Origin of the sequence: Pseudomonas veronii, from assembly GCF_002028325.1 — a bacterium.
Lineage (GTDB): Bacteria > Pseudomonadota > Gammaproteobacteria > Pseudomonadales > Pseudomonadaceae > Aquipseudomonas > Aquipseudomonas veronii.
The window spans coordinates 3306673-3324922 of the sequence record NZ_CP018420.1; the positions used below are offsets into that span (position 1 = coordinate 3306673).

Consider the following 18250-nt stretch of genomic DNA (forward strand, 5'->3'; position numbering starts at 1 on the left):
CGACAGGAGCGGCCCCCTGTTGCTTCGGTTCTACGCCTTTGCCGACAGATAAAGCTGATTTGGATCAGATGAGGCCCTGTTACTCGGGACCATGCCGATGACAGCCGGATATGAACGTCTTGAGTTTCGCCAGGTCGAGAATCTCGACATTGCGTGCGCTGATATGCACCAGGCCCAGTTTGCGTAACTGCGCAATGCTGCGGCACACCGTCTCCAGGCGCAGGCCCAGATAAGAGCCGATTTCTTCTCGTCGCATGCGTAATATAAAAGATCGCGATGAATAACCACGCGTACTCATACGCATTGATATATTCAATACAAATGCACAAAGCCGCTCATCGGCGTTCATATTACCCATCTGCAATAACATGCCGTGATCACGCACAATTTCGCGGCTCATGATTTTGTTCAAGTTATGTTGCAACGACGGTATTTGACCGGCCAGTCGCTCCAGTTGGTTGAAGTGCAGAGGGCACACTTCGCTGTCTTCCAGCGCAATCGCGTTGCAGGCATGGGCATCGGCACTGATGGCGTCGAGGCCGAGCATTTCCCCGGCCATCTGGAACCCGGTGACTTGCTCGCGACCATCCATGGACAGTATGCAGGTCTTGAAGAATCCGGTACGCACGGCGTAAAGCGAGCGTAACGGATCAGCGGTGCGATACAGCGAAGCACCTTTTTTGACTTTGACGCGTTGTGGAATCAATGTGTCCAGGCGACCCACTTCGATCTCGGTCAAACCCAGGGGTAAACACAACTCTAAAACGCTGCAGCTCGCGCAGGTTGTTTTTAAATGTTGGACTTGTACAAGAACTGGAGTTGACTTCATCACAAAAGCCTCTTGCACACACACATATATATTCCCCCTACTTAACATCCAAATATTGGAGAAAGATAGGTGCATGTTTCATATATTTGACCGCTGATCGCTTTCGAGTGTGATGAGTCTCGTTATGCCCCCTCAATGAATGCCTTTGACATGCCCTCGCTGCGAGTGTGCAGCGAGGGTGTGCATACGATCACCGCGCTCAGTCGAGCACTTCCGGTTTAACCATCCACACGCTGCAAGGCATTTTGTACAGCAGCATTTCGGCGGTACTGCCGAGCAGGCGCGATAGGCCGCGATGACCGACCCGGCCCATGACGATCACATCGACGTTGTAGGCATCGGCATAGCTGGACAGCACTTTCGCCGGGTTACCCAAGATCATATGGCGCTGCGCCGGCGGAATACCGTTGCGCGCGGCCAAGTCATTGAAGGCCTGCCCCTGTTCGTCGAACAGCCGTTTGGCGGCCACCGAAGAGAAGAACCCGGCACCGCTGCCGAGTCCATACTCCTGAGCCCCGAGATCGGAAAGGTCATGGGCATAAATTACCTCGACCTCGGCATCGCAGGCTGTCGCCAGTTTGACGGCTTCATGCAGGATGCGGTCGTTAAGGCTGTCGTAGTGCTCGTCGTGATGGAACGGGTCGACGGCCGCCACGATCTTGCGCGGTAACGCATGGGGCGCACCGCTGACAAAATGCAATGGCACCGGGCATTCGCGAATCAGGTGGACGTCCAGCGGCGTAAACAACAAGCGCGACAACAGGGACTCATGCTCCAGCGCCTTGATCACCACGGCCATGGGCTCTTCCTTAAGACGAATCAGAATCTCCTGCAGCGGGCGCTCCACCCACGCCACTTCGGTGGTGACGGTCAGGCCGAGGTTGCGCAAGGGCCTGGCCTGATCCTCCAGCCACTGGTGATGGCGCTCTACATAGCCAATTCGCATCTGTTCCAGCGCCTGCTCGTTGACCAGGCCGGCGGTAGCCAGGCCTTCCAGGTAATCGAAGGCGAGGATGTGCAGCGCGGCGCCTTCAGCCTTGGCCAGGGCGGCGGCCCGGTCGAAGGCGGGGCTGTGTTCCATCAGTGGCGAAACCAGCAGTAAGAAACGTGCTTGAGCAGACATGGGCAATCTCCCTTGGGTAACCAGCATATAGCATCGGGCAATGATACTTACTCTAGATCATGGCGCCGGGCGCCGGCGCCGGTTTGACTTGCATCAAGTCGCCTTGAGCCAGGGCACGCTCAACGACATCCGGCCGGGTGTCTCGATCAATCAGAGGATTGTTGATAATGATCAACCCCTGTGTTGTCATCGCGGTGCAGTCTGGATGTCATTCAGGCTTTTCCAGACGCAGGAGGTCACGCCGTGGCAACCATGAAAGCAGCTGTCTTCGTTGAAAAAAACCGCATCGTCCTCGACGACAAACCCATCCCCGAAGTCGGCCCGCTGGATGCGTTGGTGCGTATCACCACCACGACCATCTGCGGCACCGACGTGCATATCCTGCGCGGTGAGTACCCGGTGGCCAAAGGGCTGACCGTGGGCCACGAACCGGTGGGCGTGATCGAGCGGCTGGGCTCCCAGGTGCGTGGTTTCGTTGAGGGGCAGCGGGTGATCGCCGGCGCCATCACGCCCAGCGGGCAGAGTTATGCCTGCCTGTGCGGCTGCGGCTCCCAGGACGGCCCCGACACCCGGCATGGCTTTCGCGCGGCCGGCGGCTGGAAGTTCGGCAATACCATCGACGGCTGCCAGGCCGAATACGTACTGGTCCCCGATGCGCTGGCCAACCTGTGCCCGATCCCCGATGGGCTGAGCGACGAACAAGTGCTCATGTGCCCGGACATCATGTCCACCGGCTTTTCCGGCGCCGAGCGCGGTGAGGTGACCATCGGCGACACCGTCGCGGTCTTCGCCCTCGGGCCGATCGGCCTGTGCGCGGTGGCGGGCGCCCGGCTCAAAGGCGCGTCGATGATCATCGGTGTCGATGGCGTCAGCGAGCGCATGAACGTCGCCCGCAGCCTGGGCGCCACCCATATCGTCGACTTCAAGAAAGGCAATGTGGTCGAGCAGATCATGACCATCACCGACGGCCGTGGGGTCGATGTGGCGATCGAGGCCCTGGGCACCCAGGGTACGTTCGAGTCGGCATTGCGCGTGCTGCGTCCGGGAGGGCGGGTCTCCAGCCTGGGGGTCTATTCCAGCGACCTGCACATTCCCTACGACGCGTTCAGCGCGGGCTTGGGGGATTACAGCATCGTGTCGACCCTGTGCCCTGGCGGCAAGGAACGCATGCGCCGTTTGCTCGCCGTGGTGGCCAGCGGCGGGGTGGATCTGTCGCCCCTGGTGACGCACCGTTTCAAGCTCGACGATATCGAGGCCGCCTATGAGCTGTTTGCCCATCAGCGCGACGGTGTCATGAAGGTCGCGATCACCCCCTGAAGGCGCCTGTAAATGACGCAAACCCTCGGGCTGGCCGGTGCCGCCGCGGCGCTGGGCATCGGCATGCTGATCGGCCTTGAGCGCGAACGCCACAAGGGCCAGGGCGAGTTGCGCGCGTTTGCCGGTTTGCGCACCTATTCGATTACCGCGTTATTGGGCTACGTCTCGCAGCAAGTCGGCGGTGGCCTGTTGCTGGGCCTGATCGCCGGGTGTCTGGCTGTGATCGTCAGTACCGCTTACTGGAAGAGCCGGGACAACGACCCTGGGATCACCAGTGAAGTGGCGTTGCTCACGGTGCTGCTGCTGGGCGCCTGGTGTGGGGTCGCTCCCGAACTGGCCACGGCCGTCGGCGTGGTGGTGGCCGGCCTGCTGGCCTATCGCGACAAGTTGCACAACTTTGCTCGCAGTCAATTGACCGATGTGGAAATGCGCGACGGCCTGTTGCTGCTGGTCGTTGCGCTGGTGGTCCTGCCGTTGGCGCCGGATCGCTTTATCGGCCCCTACGGCGCGCTGAACCCGCGCACTATCTGCACGTTGACGGTGTTGCTGATGGCGGTCGGCGCGGTGGGGCACGTGGCGGTACGCGCGCTGGGGCCACGTTATGGCTACGTCGTGAGCGCCATTGCTTCGGGGTTCGCCTCCAGTACCGTGACCGTTGCCGCCATGGGCCAGATGGTCGCCAAAGAGCCGGAGCACCTGCGCATCCTCGCGGCGGCGGCCATTTTCTCGAATATTGCGACGGTGGCCCAGGCGGCTCTGATCCTCGGCACCGTGGAGCCGGCGCTGCTGTCGCAGATGGCCTGGCCGCTGCTCGCCGGGTTTGCCACCACCGCGTTGTACGGTGTGTGCCTGATGTGGCACGCGCCGACGGCGGCGGCCAGCCAAACCATCAAGGTGGGCGGCGCATTCGACCTCAAGCTGGCGCTGATCATGGTCGTGACCCTGACCGGCATTACCTTCTTGTCGTCGCTGATGCTCCATCACTTCGGCCAGGTCGGCGTGATATTGACTGCCACCCTGAGTGGCTTTGCCGATGCCCACGCGTCCATCGCCTCGATCGCGGCCCTGGCCACCAGCGGCCAGCTGTCCCTGGAGGCCGCGTCCATCCCGGTGTTGCTCGCGGTCAGTTGCAACGCGCTGAGCAAGTGCGTGGTGGCCGGGGTCAGCGGCGGTCGTTACTTCGCGGTGTATGTGATCGTCGGCCAGGTCTTGCTGGTCGGCGCGATGTGGCTGGTCACATGGGCCGGCTGATGCTCCGTCAGGCAGGGATTTCCAGGGTCGCCCGCAGGCCGCCGGCCGCCAGGTTTTCCAGGCTGACCTGGCCGCCCAGGCGTTGGGCGATGGTTTGTACGATGGTCAGGCCCAGGCCTGCGCCCTGGGCATTGCCACGGCTGTAGAAGCGTTCGAACAGGCGCTCGCGCTGGTTTTCGTCGATGCCAGGGCCCTGATCGTCGACGGTAAGGGCAAAACGCATGGCGTTCTTGCGCAAGCCCACGGTGATCACCCCGTGTTCCGGGGAGAAATTCGCGGCGTTGGTCACCAGGTTGGTCAGGGCGATATTGATCGCGGCGGCGTCGGTATTCACCGGGCACGGGCCATCCTCGGCGTCGAATACCAGCTCAAGGCCTTTGCTCAACAGCCATGGGGTCAACTGAATCAGGGTTTCGCGCACCGTTGTCGCCAGGTCGATGGCCTGTACCGGCGGTTGCCCGGCGCTGGGCTCCAGGCGCGCCATGGTCAGCAATTGGTTGACCAGTCGGCTGGTGCGGTCGACGCCGGCGATCAGAAAGGCCAGGGACTCGCGCCGTTCGGTTTCTGTGCCGGCTTCCAGCAGGTTCTGGGCATGCACGCGCAATACCGCCAATGGTGTACGCATTTCATGGGCCGCATCGGCAATGAAGCGCCGTTCGCGGCCGAGCATTTCCTGGATCTGCGCGAGCATGCGGTTGAGCGCCGCCTGCATCGGCTCAAGCTCCGTGGGCAGCGGCGTCAGTTGCATCGGTTCGAGCGAGCCCGAATGCCGCGCACGCAGGGTGGCGGCCATGTCGGCCAGGGGCTTGAGGCCCCAGCCGATCGCCAGCCAGACCATCGCCGCGAGAATCAGGCTGCCCAGCACGTTGGGCCACAAGGTATGCCGCACGATGCGTTGCACCAGGTCGGCGCGCACGTCGTCGCGCTCGCCCACCCAGATCCGCAGGCCGTTGTCCTTGTCCTTGAGCACGAAGCCGCGCCATTGACGGCCGTTCAGGTCTTCGACGTTGCTGAAGCCCGGCTGGGTGGGCGCGGGGACAAATGACGGGGCGCTGGCGGTGAACACCAGCAGTTCGCCCTTGGGGTTCCAGACCTGGAAGGCGACTTTGCTTTCGTAGGGGTGCCCATCCACCTTGGGCATCGCTTCGCCCAAGGCTTTGTTGAATGCGCGGTACAGGTCTTCCTGGTCCTGGCTGGCAAGCGGCATGCTCATCACGCCCTGGAGCAGGCGGGCGTTCTGCGCCAGTTGCGCGTCATAGACTTCGGCGATTTCGTGGTTGCTGTCATGCAGGTTGAGCGCGCTGATCAGCAGCAGACCGGCGAGCAGCAGGCCGATGATCAGGGTCAGGGTTCTCCGTCGTATAGAAGTCATCCGCGCTCCTCAACCAGATAGCCGACGCCGCGAACGGTGCGGATCAGCTCGCTGGAGAACTTCTTGCGCAGGTGATGGATATGCACTTCCAGGGTGTTGCTTTCAGCTTCTTCGTTCCAGCCGTAGAGCAACTGCATCAACTGGTCGCGGGTCATGACGCGGCCCGGTGGCGACAGCAGTTCGTGCAGTAGTTGGTATTCTTTGGGGGTGAGCAGCACCGGTTCGCCGTGGTAGCTGACCTGTTGCGTGCTCGGGTCCAGGCAGATGCCCGCGTGTTCGATCATCACCCGTGCGCGCCCGGCGCTGCGGCGCAGCAACGCACGCAGGCGCGCCTTGAGTTCGGCCAGGTCGAAGGGCTTGATCAGGTAATCGTCGGCGCCGGCGTCCAGCCCGGCGATCCGGTCTTCGGTGGCATCCCGTGCCGTGAGGATCAGTACTGGCAGGTTCGAGCCGCTGTCGCGCAAGCGGCGCAGCACCTCCAGCCCATCCATGCGCGGCAGCCCGAGATCGAGCACCGCCACGTCAAAGGTTTCGCTGAGCAGTGCATGTAATGCACTGCTGCCATCTTTGAGCCAATCAACGGTGTAGCCTTCCCGCACCAGCGCCTGGTGAATACCTTCACCCAATGCTTCGTCATCCTCGATCAGTAATAGGCGCACGCGGACTCCCGTCAGTTGAGTTTTTTGTTGATGTCGGCCAGCACGCTTTCGATCTCTTTGCGCCGCCCGGCATCGGCGGTTTCCCGGCCCGGCCGTGGAGCGGCCAGCAGGGCTTTTTGCAGGGCCTCGCGGGCTTCGCTGTAGCGTTTTTGCCGGTACAGGTGATCCCCCCAGAAATACAGACTATCTATGCCCGTCGGGTTCAGTTGCAAGGCCTGTTTGAGTAACTGGTCAGCCTTGTCGGCATCGCCGAAGCCGATCGGCCAGCCGGGAACCCGATCATACAATGCGGCGAGGCTGGTATAGGCCGAGCCTTGCAGGGCCTTGGGGTCGAGGGCGAGGGCTTTTTCCAGGTCGACCTTGGCCGCCTTGACCTTGCTCAACGCGCCAAGCCCGCCCTGGGCACCGGCCCAGCTGCTGCTGACGATGCCGGACCAGATCCAGGCCTCGGCTGCTTGAGGGCGCGCCTGGGTGAAGGCTGTCGCCTGGGCGGCGAGTTGCTCAAAGGCCTTGGTGCGCTGTTCCTCGGGCAAGTTGTATTGAATATGGGCCCAGCGTGTCTGGATCTCGGTCAGGCGTTGCTGGTCGGCGCTGTCCAGCGCCCAGGTGAGTGGGCTCAGGGCGGTGAGCAGCAGCGCGGCGAAGAGGCGTTTCATGGGTTCAGATCCTTTTTCACGGGTTTATCGCTGAGGCGGCGGACCAGCGGCAGTTGTTTGCGCAAGCCTCGGTCGACCAGGTTCGGCAGCAGGCTGTTGAGGCGCACAAAAAAGCGCTCCGGCCAGCCCAGGTAAAGGTCGCGGCGGTCGTTGGCAATCGCTTTGATCACGGCGGCGGCCACGCTGTGCGGGTCGTCGACGTTGGATTTGAGCGCATCGTTCAAGGCCTGCGCCGCAGGGCTGTTCATGCGCGTGTGGGTGGCACGCGGCGCGACGTACAACACGCCGACCCGCGTATCGGCCAGTTCCCGGCGCAGGGCTTCGGAAAACCCGCGCAAGGCGAACTTGGTCGCGCAGTAGGTGGCATAACCGGGGTAACCGATGGAGCCGTAAGTGGAGCCGACGTTCACCACCATCGCGCTCGCGGCTTGCTTGAGCATGGGCAGCAGCAGCTTGGTCAGGCAGATCGGCGCGGTGATGTTCAACGCGAGCATGCCGTTGATCTCGTTTTCGTCGAGCTGTTCCAGCATGGCGAAGTGGTTGATCCCGGCTGCGTTGATCAGCAGGTTGACGCCGCCGATGGCTTGCGCGGCGGCCAGCACCTTGCGCCGGTCGTTGAGGAAGGTCAGGTCGGCGCCGACCCAGCACAGTTGTTCCGGGTATTGCGCCAACAAGGCTTCCAGCGGTTCGCGATGACGCGCCACGGCCAGCACATGCGCGCCACTGGCGCACAGTGCGGTGGCAATCGCCAGGCCAATGCCACCGCTGGCGCCGGTCAGCACCACACGGGCTTCAGACAGGCGCATGGGGAGCCTCCCCGCTACGCGGCAGGTTGCGGAACATGTCGGTGTACAGCGCGTACACGACTTTGGAGGCGCGGATCACGGCGGCCTGGTCTTCGGGGTCGTCCAGGCTGTTCATCAAGCGGCGGTACGTTTCCATGTGCCCGATGTCCAGGGCACCGTGGGAGCTCAGGTAGCTGAACGCCGTCTCCGGCAGTTGCAGATGATCGCGGATGCTGCCGGCGGCGTGGGTGGCCAGGGCGATGCTGGTGCCTTCCAGCACATTGACCATGCCGAACAGGCCGACCGGGTTGTCACGGGCGATCAGGTCGTAGAGGTAGCTGACCATCAACTCGATGGGCAAGCCCGGGCGTCCGTCACGTACCGCGTCGCGGTCGCCGCCACAGGCCTCGATGTCATCGAGCACCCATTGTTCATGGCCATATTCATCCTCGATGTAGTCGCTGACTGCCTTGCGCAACCACTCCAGGCGCGAGGGCAGGCGCGCACCGCAGGCCATCATCAACGGCACGGTGTGGCGCACGTGGTAGTAGGCCTGGGCGAGGAATTCACGGTAGCTCTCCAGGCTGACCTTGCCTTCCAGTGCATCACGGATGATCGGCAGGCTGAACAGGGCCTGGCGTTCTTGTTGGGTAGCGTCTTGCAGGGTGTCGAAAAAGTTCACGATGAAGTTTCCTCGTTGAGTGCAGGGGCAAGTTGGGATTGATAACGCGCGACGATGGCGTCACGCCGTGGCCGGCCATTGGCGGTGAGCAAGCCGTTGGCGGCGGTGAACGGTTCTTCCAGGCGCGTCCAGCAATGCACCTGTGCGTAGTCGGGCAGGCCGCTGTTGGCCAGGGCCACGGCGGCGGCCAGTTGGGCGTCGGTGCAGTCGGCGCGATGAGGCCACAGCAGCGCGTGGTTCTGCGGCAGGGCTTCGCCGTAGACGAAGGCCTGGGCGATGGCGCCGCCCTGGGTCAGTTCGGCCTCGACCCAGTCCGGGTTGACGTTGCGCCCGTAACTGGTGACGAACTGATGCTTCTTGCGGCCTTTGAGGTAGAGAAAACCGTCGTCGTCGAACGCGCCCAGATCACCGCTGGGCCACCATTGTGCGGGCTGTTCGGGCTGGCCCAGATAGCCGAGCAAGGTCGAGCCCTTGATCAGCACCTCGTTGTCTTCGGCGAGGCGGATCTCCACATGGGGCAGCGGCTGGCCAACGCTGCCGGCGCGCTGGGCGCCGGGCCGGTTGAGACACACCACCGAGGCGCATTCCGACAGGCCATAACCTTCGAACACCGGCACGCCCAAGTGCTGCGCGCGCAGCAGCAAGGCCTTGGAGACCCGCGCACCGCCCACCGCGGCAAAGCGCAGGCCTTGCGGGTTGAAGGCTTTCTGCTCGGCGGCGATGACCAGCATCAGTAGCAACTGCGGAACCAGGATCAGGCTGTGGGGTTGGCGCACCGCCAGGCAACCGAGCAATTGCGCGGCGTCCACCGCGCTGGCGCCCTGGATGCCCAGGCTCTTCTGGCTGGGCAGGCTCAAGGTGGCGCCGGCATACAGCGCGGCGTAGCACCCCAGGTTCTCGAGCAGGATGGCAAGCGGCAATAATGACAGGTGATGGCGCGGGTCGCTGGCATGGCTGGCCTGGTACAACTCGCGGGCCACCCGCAGTACGCTGTCGGCGCTCAGGCACACGCCTTTGGGCGTGCCGGTGGTGCCGGAGGTAAAGGTCACCTTGGCCGTGCCCAGGGGCATTGAAGGGCGGCCGTCGAACGCGCGGCGCCAGAAGTCGCCGGTTTTGCGGTAACCGCCAGCGTGCAATTCGGCGTCCAGGTAGGGCTCGGCGATCACGCGCTCGGCGTGGCTCTGTTCCAGGCAGTGGGCGCGCTGGGTCGGGCTGAAGAACGGCGGCAGGGTCAGGCAGGTCAAGCCTTCGAACAGGATCGCCAGGTCCCACAGCATGGCCTCGATGCCATTGTCCAGGGCCAGCGCCACCACCTTCACGCCTTCATCGCGCAGGCGTTCCTGTCGAGCGGTCACCTCGGCGAACAGCGCGGTGTAATCCATCTTCAAGGTGTCACCCCACAGGGCGACGGCGCCGTCATTGCGTTCGGCATAGCCGCGAAGAACAGCGTGGAAACGGCGGGTTTCAGGCGACATGGCAGGCATCCTCAATCGTGGTCGGCAACCCCAGGCGCGAGAACAGGCCCATGTTGCGCAGATGGATGAAGCCGGCGCGGATATTGCCGACATGCACCCAGGGTTGGCTTTCGTAATAACTGCCCCAGTGATGGCGCTCATCGCCCAGGCGCTGCGGGTCGGCGGCGCACAGGGTGACGGGCTTCAGGCCGAGGCGATGGAAACTGTTGACCAGGCCGATATTGCCGGTGAATGCCACCCACTCCAGGCCGGCCATGGCCAGCAACCAGGTGATGGCGATGATGCTCAGGCGCGCACTGCCGGTGTCGCTGGCGGCCAGGTTGCCGACTTCGGCGATGGCCCCGCGGTCTACCGGTTGCGCGGCGGCGGCGCTGATCAGCGGCTCGATCGGATGGTCGAGGTAGCGCTCCAGGAACAACGGCTCGTCGCTCGCCAGGCGCACCCCGGCGACGGCGCAGAGTTCACCGTTGGCCTGGCTGACGCCAAACAGCTGCGGCATGAAATGACGGATATCGGCACCGTGGGCAATCCGAAAGCGCTGCTGGATGAAGGCTTCGAAGGCCGGGCGTTGGGGGTCTTGAGGCAGTGCTCGGGAAAGGCACAGCGATGCGCTGTCGGCTTGGCCGAATAGCAGGGGCAGGGGAATCTTCCAATCGATACCGGGCATTGGCGTTATGCCTCCCAAGTGAAGTTGGGAGAAGTATCAAAGGCATTTCTTAACGAAGTCTGAAGGTGGCGAAAATGATCGTTTCAGCGATCTTCAGATTGTCTTAAGACTAGCCGGGCAGGGTGACCGCGACTTTATCAAGGCCGGGTTCGGCCCCAACCCCTGCACAAGGTGCCTTTTCTATGAGCGAAAACCTGATGACAGCGCGCTATTCAAGGCTGTCGATGATTCTGCACTGGTTGATGCTGGCGTTGTTTGTCGGCGTGTACGGTTGCATCGAAATCAAAGGTCTGTTGCCCCGCGGGCACGCACTCAAGGGGCTGTTCCTCGGCGCCCATGCGCTGTTCGGTATCGGGATTTTCCTGCTGGTCTGGCTGCGCCTGCTCGGGCGCCTGACGCCGCGCCCACCGATCGTGCCGCGCCCGCCGGCCTGGCAGACGGGCATGTCGCACCTGATGCACCTGGCGTTGTACGGCCTGATGATCGTCACGCCGCTGCTGGCCTGGCTGATGCTCAACGCCGCAGGCAAACCGGTGCCGTATTTCGAGTTTTCCTTGCCGACCCTGGTCGCAGCGGACCCGGACCTGGCCAGGCAGTTCAAGCACTGGCATGAATGGTTGGGCAGCGCCGGTTACTGGCTGATCGGCCTGCACGCCGCCGCCGGTTTGTTCCACCACTATTGGGTGCGGGACAACACCTTGCTGCGCATGCTGCCAAAACGTTAAGAACGCTGAGGTTGCGGTTAAGTCGCTTGATGAAACGTTTCATCAAGCGACAAGCGGGCTACGCAAGCGCTTGCGTAAGCAAATCTATCTGATTAGAGTCGGTGGTGATCGGCTCTGATCCAAGGAGCGCGAATACAAAAATAATAAATTCAGGAGCTCAGTCATGAGCCTCGAACCCTTGCTTGAAATGCAGGGCATCAGCAAAACCTTCAACGGTTTGCGCGTGCTCAAGAATGTCAGCCTGAAAGTCTACCCCGGCGAAATCCACGCCTTGATGGGGGAGAACGGCGCCGGCAAATCCACCCTGATGAAAATCCTCTCCGGCGCTTACCAGGCCGACCCGGGCGGCACCATCCGCATCGCCGGCCAGCCTGTCGCCACGTTCGATCCCGCCACTGCCAAAGCCCTCGGCATCGCCGTGATCTATCAAGAACTGAGCCTGTGCCCGAACCTGAGCGTGGCCGAGAACATCTACCTGGGCCGCGAACTGCGTCGTGGCTGGACCATCGACCGCCAGGGCATGCAGGCCGGTTGCGTGGAGGTGCTGCAGCGCCTGGGTGCCGAGTTCACCGCGGCGACGCGGGTCAGCAGCCTGTCGATTGCCGAACGCCAATTGGTGGAAATCGCCCGCGCCCTGCATGCCCACGCCAAGATCCTGGTCATGGACGAGCCCACCACGCCGCTCTCATCGCGCGAGACCGACCGCCTGTTCGCGCTGATCAAACAGCTGCGCAGCCAGGGCCTGGCGATCATCTATATCAGCCATCGCATGGCCGAGATCTACGAATTGTCGGACCGGGTTTCGGTGCTGCGCGACGGCCAGTACATCGGCGAACTGACCCGCGACGCGCTGTCGGCCGAGGTATTGGTGAAGATGATGGTCGGCCGCGACCTCTCCGGTTTCTACAAGAAGGAACACGCGGCCTATGACCCTGGCGCGGTGGTGATGCGCGTGCGCGACATGGCCGATGGCAAACGCGTGCGCAACTGCAGCTTCGACCTGCATGCCGGCGAAGTGCTGGGCATCGCCGGCCTGGTGGGGGCAGGGCGCACCGAACTGGCGCGGCTGATCTTCGGCGCCGACCTGCGCACCGGCGGCACCCTGGAAGTGGTGGGCAAGACCGTCACCCAACTGCGCACCCCGGCCGACGCGATCCGCGCCGGCGTGGTGTACCTCACCGAAGACCGCAAGGCCCAGGGCCTGTTCCTGGACATGAGCGTGGCCGACAACATCAATGTCTGCGCCTGTGTGCCGGACGCCCATGCCGGTGGCGTGCTCAATCGACGGCATGCCGCGCAACGCTCGCAGGATGCGATCAAGTCGCTGTCGATTCGCGTGGCGTCGGGCAAGGTCAACGTCGGCGCGTTGTCCGGCGGCAATCAGCAAAAGGTCTTGTTGGCGCGGCTGCTGGAGGTCAAGCCGCATGTGCTGATCCTCGACGAACCCACGCGCGGCGTGGACATCGGCTCCAAATCCGAGATCTACCGCATCATCAATCAACTGGCGCAGGCCGGTGTAGGCGTCGTGGTGATTTCCAGCGAGTTGCCGGAAATCATCGGCACCTGCGACCGCGTGCTGATCATGCGCGAAGGCCAGTTGGTGGCCGAAGTCGGCGGGGCTTCGGGCCACGTCATTTCCCAGGAACGTATTATTGACCTCGCCACCGGTGGCGATCAGGTGGCTGCCCATGGCTGATTCGAACAACACAATGACCCTCCCGCCAATCGGCAAGGCCGAGCGGCTCAGGGAACTGATGCGCAGCGTCGGCATGCTGCCGGTGCTGGTCCTGCTGCTGGTGGGCTTTGCCCTGGCCAGCGAAAACTTCCTGACGGTGCAGAACCTGTCGATCATCACGCAACAGGCCTCGGTCAACGTCGTGCTGGCGGCGGGCATGACCTTTGTGATCCTCACTGCCGGCATCGACCTGTCCGTCGGTGCGATCCTCGCAGCGTCCGCCGTGGTGGCGTTGCAGGCCTCGATGTCGCCGCAGTTCGGCATGTTCGGGATTGCCGCCGGGATTGGCTTTGGCCTGTTGCTGGGCCTGGTCAACGGTGGGTTGATCGCGTTCATGCGCTTGCCGCCGTTTATCGTCACCCTCGGCGCGCTGACCGCCATGCGCGGCCTGGCGCGTTTGCTGGCCGACGACAAGACCGTGTTCAACCCCGACCTGCCGTTTGCCTTTATCGGCAATGACTCGATCCTCGGCGTGCCGTGGTTGGTGGTGATCGCGGTCGCGGTGGTGGCGTTGTCGTGGTTCATCCTGCGGCGCACGGTGATGGGCGTGCAGATCTATTCGGTGGGCGGCAACCCGGAAGCGGCGCGGCTTTCCGGGATCAAGGTGTGGAAGGTGCTGCTGTTCGTCTACGCGATGTCCGGTGCGTTGGCCGGGCTTGGCGCGGTGATGAGTGCTTCACGCCTGTTCGCCGCCAATGGCCTGCAACTGGGGCAATCCTACGAGCTGGATGCGATCGCCGCGGTGATCCTCGGCGGCACCAGCTTTACCGGCGGCGTCGGCACCATCGGCGGCACGCTGATCGGCGCACTGATCATTGCGGTACTGACCAATGGCCTGGTGCTGCTGGGCGTCTCGGATATCTGGCAGTACATCATCAAGGGCATCGTGATCATCGGCGCGGTCGCGCTGGATCGCTATCGCCAGTCCGGTGCGCGGACCTGAGTTCACTCCTACAACAATCACAAGAGAGACCCACATGAACCTAAAACACATCTTTCCCGTCATTGCCTTGGCTGCCCTGATGTCCCAAGCCGTGGAAGCGCGTGAATTGAAAGCCCTGGGCATCAGCATGGGCTCGCTGGGCAACCCGTATTTCGTGACCCTGGCCGACGGCGCCACGGCCCGCGCCAAGGAGCTGAACCCGGGCGTCAAGGTCACGTCGGTGTCGGCCGACTATGACTTGAGCAAGCAGTTTTCGCAGATCGACAACTTCATCTCGTCCAAGGTCGACCTGATTCTGATCAACGCCGTCGACCCCTCCGCCATGGCCTCGGCGATCAAGAAAGCCCGTGACGCCGGTATCGTCGTGGTGGCGGTGGACGTGGACGCCAAGGGGGTCAACGCGACCGTCCAGACCGACAACGTCGAAGCCGGCAAACTGGCCTGCCAATTCCTGGTGGACAAGCTCGCGGGTAAAGGCAACGTGATTATCCAGAACGGCCCGCAAGTGACTGCCGTGACCGACCGCGTCAAAGGTTGCAAGGCCGCCTTGGCCGCTGCGCCGCAAATCAAGGTGCTGTCCGATGACCAGGACGGCAAGGGCTCGCGTGAAGGCGGTCTGAACGTGATGCAGGGCTACCTCACGCGTTTTGCGAAAATCGACGGTCTGTTCGCGATCAACGACCCCCAGGCCATCGGCAGCGACCTGGCGGCCAAGCAGCTCAAACGCAGCGGTATCATCATCACCTCGGTAGATGGCGCACCGGATATCGAGAATGCGCTGAAGACCGACACCCAGATCCAGGCGTCCTCCAGCCAGGACCCATGGGCCATGGCGCAGACGGCGGTGAACATCGGCAATGACCTTCTCAACGACAAAGCGCCGGCCGAAACGGTTACGCTGCTCACGCCCAAACTGATCACCCGCGACAACGTCGCGACGTACAGCGGCTGGTCGAGTAAACACTGAGTCATTGAGGGGGGACAGCGCCGTGGTCACCATGGATGACGTCGCAAGCAGAGCGGGGGTGTCGACGTCAACGGTGTCCCATGTGTTGAACGGCACCCGCAAGGTCAGCCCGGCCACGGTGCAAGCGGTGCAGCGCGCGATCCAGGAACTGGGTTATATCCCCAACACCCTGGCGCGTTCGCTGGCGCGTTCGAGCACCAACACCATCGGCGTGGCGATCTCGGCGCTGTCCAATCATTACTTCAGCGAAACCGTACACGCGATCGAAACCGAATGCGCCAAGCACGGCTACATGATGCTGTTCGTCGATACCCACGACGACCCGGAGCAGGAGCTGCGGGTGGTCACGGCGCTGCATCACCGGCGCGTCGACGGCATTGTATTGGCGCCCTCGAACGGCTCGCTGGCCCTGGAGTATCTACGGGCCAGCGAGATTCCGGCGGTGCTGGTGGACCGGATGATGAGTGAACAATTCGATCAGGTCGGGGTGGCGAATACCCAGCCCACCCAGGCGCTGATTGCCCACCTGATCGCCCATGGGCATCGCCGAATCGGCTTCATCGCCGGGCGCCCGGGGTTCAGCACCACGGATGAACGGGTGGCCGGTTACCGCGCGGCATTGGCGGCCGCGGGGCTGGCGTTCGATCCGCAACTGCTGGTCAACGGCGGCTCCAACACCGAACCGGCACGCCAGGCCACGGTGCAGTTACTGGGCCTGGCCGCGCCACCGACCGCGATCATGGCCGGCAACAACCTGATGACCCTCGGCGCCATGCAGGCCTTGCGCGATGCACATATCGAAGTGCCGGCGCAGATGGCGCTGGTGGGCTTCGATGATTTTGATTGGGCGGATTTCTTTGTGCCGCGCCTGACGTTGATCGCCCAGCCGGTCCAGGCGCTCGGCGCTCGTGCGGTCAACCTGTTACTGCAACGCATGGCCGTACCCGATGCGCCGACCCGCAGTGTGCGTCTGGAGCCGACCCTGCAAATACGTAACTCTTGTGGCTGTGATTGATTGGAATGACACGCGTATGAACACTGCTGTTTCCCTCGGCATCGACCTGGGCACCTCGGAACTCAAAGCCATCCTGATGGACGCCAGCGGCGCGGTGCTGGCTCAGGCCGGCGTGCGCTTGAGCGTCTCGCGCCGGCACCCCGGCTGGTCCGAACAGGCGCCGCAAGACTGGTGGCAAGCCTGTTTGCAGGCGCTGGATGTGTTGCGCGCTCATGAATCGTTTGCCCGTGTGGCGTGCATCGGCCTGTCTGGGCAAATGCACGGCGCGGTATTGCTGGGGGATGACGATCGCGTGTTATACCCGGCGATTCTGTGGGACGACTCGCGCGCGGTGGCCGAAGCGGCACAGCTTGGGCCAGGGTTTGCCGATGTCACCGGCAGCTTGCCCATGGCCGGCTTGACCGCGCCGAAACTGCTCTGGCTGCAACGGCATGAGCCCGAGGTGTTCAAGGCCATCGATTGCGTGTTGTCGCCCAAGGATTACCTGCGCCTGCGCTTGAGCGGGGAGCGCGTCAGCGAGATGTCCGATGCGGCCGGAACACTGTGGCTGGACGTGGCCAATCGTCAATGGTTCAGCCCCATGCTGCGGGCCACCGGCCTGGCGCCGGAACAAATGCCCAGGCTGGTGGAGGGCGGTGCGGCAAGCGCGTGTCTGACCGCCCGCGAGCTGGGTTTGCGCGTCGAGGTGGTGATTGCCGGCGGCGGTGGCGACAACCCGGTTGCGGCGGTCGGCATCGGCGCGATCAATGCCGGCGACGGTTTCATCACGCTGGGCACCAGCGCGGCGATTGTCGCGATCACCGACCATGCGGCGGGCAACCCGGCCAGCGCGGTACACAGCTTCTGCCATGCGCTGCCCGACCGTTGGTACACCATGGGCGCGATGCTGGCCGGCGCCAGTTGTTTGCGCTGGGTCACGCGCCTGACGGGCATGCCGGATGAACAGGCGCTGTTGGATCAGGTCCAGGCCCAGTTGCCCATCGGCCAATCGGTGCCGCTGGATACGCCGTTGTTCCTGCCGTACCTGGCCGGCGAACGCACCCCGCATAACGACCCTTTATTACGCGGCGGCTTTATGAACCTGGGCCACGACTGCACCCCGGCGATGCTGGGGTATGCGGTGATGGAAGGCGTGGGTTTTGGCCTGCTCGACGCGTTGCGCGCGGTGCAATCGAGCGGCGCCGACGTCACCGCCTGTGCGCTGGTGGGTGGCGGCGCGCGCAGTGAGTATTGGGCGCAGTTACTGGCCAACATCCTGCAGCGGGAAATCTTCACGCTGCACGGCAGTGAACTGAGCGCGTGCATCGGCGCGGCGAAGTTGGGCTTTTTGGCCATCGGGCAGGGCGCGGCGTTGCTCGCGGCGGGCATGCCGGTCAAGGCGCGGTATGTACCGGACGTGGCGCAACAGCCGGTGCTGGAGGCGCGTTATCGCAAGTTTCAGGGGCTGTTGGGCGCGGCCAAGGCTCTGCACGGCTGACTTGATCCGGCCCTGTGGGAGGGAGCTTGCTCTCGATAGCGGAGTGTCAGTCACTGCATAAGTGCCTGAACCACTGCTATCCCCACCTAAGGTTTGTCGGCGTTAGTCCGTCAGCGGTGGCAGGCGCCGCTTCACTGGGGTTTTCTTGACGATGGCGGTGTTGGTTTCGGCATAGACGTTGAGCCGATCCAGCAGACTGTCGAGGTGGTCCATGGTGCGTACATGCAGGCGTGCGATGAAGCAGTCCTCGCCGGTGACTTTGTCGCATTCGGTGAATTCGGGGATGGCCTGGATCTGCCGCTCCACTTCCTGCAATTGGCCGGGCAGGGGACGGATACGCACGATGGCTTGCAGCAGGTAGCCGAAGTGTTTGGGGTCGATGTCGACCGTGTAATGGGTCAGCACGCCGCGCTCTTCCAGGCGGCGCAGGCGTTCGCCGACGCTGGGCGAGGACAGGCCGGTGATGCCGGCCAGGGCCTTGAGGGACAGCCGGGAGTCGTCCATCAAAGCGCCGATCAGTTGTTGGTCGATGGTGTCGATCATGGTGTGCGCCTAATAAATAAAGGTCATTG

The 18250-nt window shown here is 63.2% G+C and carries 18 protein-coding genes; 8 read left to right on the forward strand and 10 right to left on the reverse strand.

All coding sequences use genetic code 11. From position 1 onward, the window contains the following. Positions 1 to 79: 79 nt before the first annotated feature. Both PverR02_RS15105 and PverR02_RS15110 read right to left on the reverse strand, forming a co-directional pair. A complete protein-coding gene (locus PverR02_RS15105; protein ID WP_032804245.1) occupies positions 80 to 829 on the reverse strand; it encodes a helix-turn-helix domain-containing protein in 750 nt (249 codons plus the stop codon). A 199-nt stretch (positions 830 to 1028) separates the two neighbouring features. Continuing rightward, positions 1029 to 1952, reverse strand: a complete 924-nt coding sequence (locus tag PverR02_RS15110) for a universal stress protein (RefSeq protein WP_017845728.1) — start codon at positions 1950 to 1952, stop codon at positions 1029 to 1031. Between the two features lie 243 nt (positions 1953 to 2195). Between PverR02_RS15110 and PverR02_RS15115 the strand changes: the two genes are divergently transcribed. Both PverR02_RS15115 and PverR02_RS15120 read left to right on the forward strand, forming a co-directional pair. After that, positions 2196 to 3269: an NAD(P)-dependent alcohol dehydrogenase gene (locus tag PverR02_RS15115; RefSeq protein ID WP_152032013.1), complete on the forward strand. Its 1074-nt coding sequence runs from the start codon at positions 2196 to 2198 to the stop codon at positions 3267 to 3269. A 12-nt stretch (positions 3270 to 3281) separates the two neighbouring features. Then, complete coding sequence (locus PverR02_RS15120) at positions 3282 to 4520, forward strand: MgtC/SapB family protein (RefSeq protein WP_079443751.1); 1239 nt, start codon at positions 3282 to 3284, stop codon at positions 4518 to 4520. A 7-nt stretch (positions 4521 to 4527) separates the two neighbouring features. On the opposite strand, the gene PverR02_RS15125 is transcribed toward PverR02_RS15120, so the two are convergent. The 7 genes from PverR02_RS15125 to PverR02_RS15155 are packed head-to-tail and all read right to left on the reverse strand — an operon-like array spanning position 4528 to position 10816. Then, positions 4528 to 5892 (reverse strand): sensor histidine kinase, encoded by a 1365-nt coding sequence (locus PverR02_RS15125; RefSeq protein ID WP_079443752.1) that lies wholly within the window; start codon positions 5890 to 5892, stop codon positions 4528 to 4530. Further along, a complete protein-coding gene (locus PverR02_RS15130) occupies positions 5889 to 6551 on the reverse strand; it encodes a response regulator (RefSeq protein ID WP_017845733.1) in 663 nt (220 codons plus the stop codon). The genes PverR02_RS15125 and PverR02_RS15130 overlap by 4 nt, the downstream gene beginning before the upstream one ends. A gap of 11 nt (positions 6552 to 6562) precedes the next feature. Beyond that, on the reverse strand, positions 6563 to 7207 hold the full coding sequence (locus PverR02_RS15135) for a tetratricopeptide repeat protein (RefSeq protein WP_017845734.1): 645 nt from the start codon (positions 7205 to 7207) through the stop codon (positions 6563 to 6565). Next, on the reverse strand, positions 7204 to 8013 hold the full coding sequence (locus PverR02_RS15140; protein WP_046383363.1) for an SDR family oxidoreductase: 810 nt from the start codon (positions 8011 to 8013) through the stop codon (positions 7204 to 7206). Before PverR02_RS15140 ends, PverR02_RS15135 begins: the two co-directional genes overlap by 4 nt. Continuing rightward, positions 8000 to 8674, reverse strand: coding sequence for a TenA family transcriptional regulator (locus PverR02_RS15145; RefSeq protein WP_046383364.1), 675 nt, complete (start codon positions 8672 to 8674; stop codon positions 8000 to 8002). The genes PverR02_RS15140 and PverR02_RS15145 overlap by 14 nt, the downstream gene beginning before the upstream one ends. Beyond that, complete coding sequence (locus PverR02_RS15150; protein WP_079443753.1) at positions 8671 to 10149, reverse strand: AMP-binding protein; 1479 nt, start codon at positions 10147 to 10149, stop codon at positions 8671 to 8673. The genes PverR02_RS15145 and PverR02_RS15150 overlap by 4 nt, the downstream gene beginning before the upstream one ends. Next, positions 10139 to 10816: a thermostable hemolysin gene (locus tag PverR02_RS15155; protein WP_046383366.1), complete on the reverse strand. Its 678-nt coding sequence runs from the start codon at positions 10814 to 10816 to the stop codon at positions 10139 to 10141. Before PverR02_RS15155 ends, PverR02_RS15150 begins: the two co-directional genes overlap by 11 nt. A gap of 182 nt (positions 10817 to 10998) precedes the next feature. Here PverR02_RS15155 and PverR02_RS15160 point away from each other — a divergent pair, with 182 nt between their 5' ends. From PverR02_RS15160 to xylB, 6 genes are all read left to right on the forward strand, one after another. Continuing rightward, entirely contained in the window at positions 10999 to 11541 is a 543-nt protein-coding gene (locus PverR02_RS15160) for a cytochrome b (protein WP_017845739.1), read from the forward strand. A gap of 163 nt (positions 11542 to 11704) precedes the next feature. Continuing rightward, a complete protein-coding gene (locus PverR02_RS15165) occupies positions 11705 to 13237 on the forward strand; it encodes a sugar ABC transporter ATP-binding protein (RefSeq protein WP_079443754.1) in 1533 nt (510 codons plus the stop codon). Between the two features lie 13 nt (positions 13238 to 13250). Further along, entirely contained in the window at positions 13251 to 14219 is a 969-nt protein-coding gene (locus PverR02_RS15170) for an ABC transporter permease subunit (RefSeq protein WP_086005473.1), read from the forward strand. A 34-nt stretch (positions 14220 to 14253) separates the two neighbouring features. Further along, positions 14254 to 15186, forward strand: coding sequence for an ABC transporter substrate-binding protein (locus PverR02_RS15175; protein ID WP_057004076.1), 933 nt, complete (start codon positions 14254 to 14256; stop codon positions 15184 to 15186). Between the two features lie 22 nt (positions 15187 to 15208). Next, positions 15209 to 16201, forward strand: a complete 993-nt coding sequence (locus PverR02_RS15180; RefSeq protein ID WP_026139873.1) for a LacI family DNA-binding transcriptional regulator — start codon at positions 15209 to 15211, stop codon at positions 16199 to 16201. A gap of 16 nt (positions 16202 to 16217) precedes the next feature. Next, positions 16218 to 17678 carry a xylulokinase gene (gene xylB, locus PverR02_RS15185; protein ID WP_079443755.1) on the forward strand — a complete coding sequence of 487 codons (1461 nt, stop codon included), beginning with the start codon at positions 16218 to 16220 and terminating at the stop codon, positions 17676 to 17678. A gap of 102 nt (positions 17679 to 17780) precedes the next feature. Here the strand turns inward: xylB and PverR02_RS15190 are convergent, their stop codons facing one another. Then, positions 17781 to 18221: an Lrp/AsnC family transcriptional regulator gene (locus PverR02_RS15190; protein WP_017845744.1), complete on the reverse strand. Its 441-nt coding sequence runs from the start codon at positions 18219 to 18221 to the stop codon at positions 17781 to 17783. Between the last annotated feature and the right edge of the window lie 29 nt (positions 18222 to 18250).

Coding starts and splice junctions, on each gene's coding strand:
- PverR02_RS15105 (WP_032804245.1), bottom strand. CDS start 829: ATGAAGTCAACTCCAGTTCTTGTACAAGTCCAACATTTAAAAACAACC.
- PverR02_RS15110 (WP_017845728.1), bottom strand. CDS start 1,952: ATGTCTGCTCAAGCACGTTTCTTACTGCTGGTTTCGCCACTGATGGAA.
- PverR02_RS15120 (WP_079443751.1), top strand. CDS start 3,282: ATGACGCAAACCCTCGGGCTGGCCGGTGCCGCCGCGGCGCTGGGCATC.
- PverR02_RS15125 (WP_079443752.1), bottom strand. CDS start 5,892: ATGACTTCTATACGACGGAGAACCCTGACCCTGATCATCGGCCTGCTG.
- PverR02_RS15135 (WP_017845734.1), bottom strand. CDS start 7,207: ATGAAACGCCTCTTCGCCGCGCTGCTGCTCACCGCCCTGAGCCCACTC.
- PverR02_RS15140 (WP_046383363.1), bottom strand. CDS start 8,013: ATGCGCCTGTCTGAAGCCCGTGTGGTGCTGACCGGCGCCAGCGGTGGC.
- PverR02_RS15150 (WP_079443753.1), bottom strand. CDS start 10,149: ATGTCGCCTGAAACCCGCCGTTTCCACGCTGTTCTTCGCGGCTATGCC.
- PverR02_RS15155 (WP_046383366.1), bottom strand. CDS start 10,816: ATGCCCGGTATCGATTGGAAGATTCCCCTGCCCCTGCTATTCGGCCAA.
- PverR02_RS15160 (WP_017845739.1), top strand. CDS start 10,999: ATGAGCGAAAACCTGATGACAGCGCGCTATTCAAGGCTGTCGATGATT.
- PverR02_RS15165 (WP_079443754.1), top strand. CDS start 11,705: ATGAGCCTCGAACCCTTGCTTGAAATGCAGGGCATCAGCAAAACCTTC.
- PverR02_RS15170 (WP_086005473.1), top strand. CDS start 13,251: ATGACCCTCCCGCCAATCGGCAAGGCCGAGCGGCTCAGGGAACTGATG.
- PverR02_RS15175 (WP_057004076.1), top strand. CDS start 14,254: ATGAACCTAAAACACATCTTTCCCGTCATTGCCTTGGCTGCCCTGATG.
- xylB (WP_079443755.1), top strand. CDS start 16,218: ATGAACACTGCTGTTTCCCTCGGCATCGACCTGGGCACCTCGGAACTC.
- PverR02_RS15190 (WP_017845744.1), bottom strand. CDS start 18,221: ATGATCGACACCATCGACCAACAACTGATCGGCGCTTTGATGGACGAC.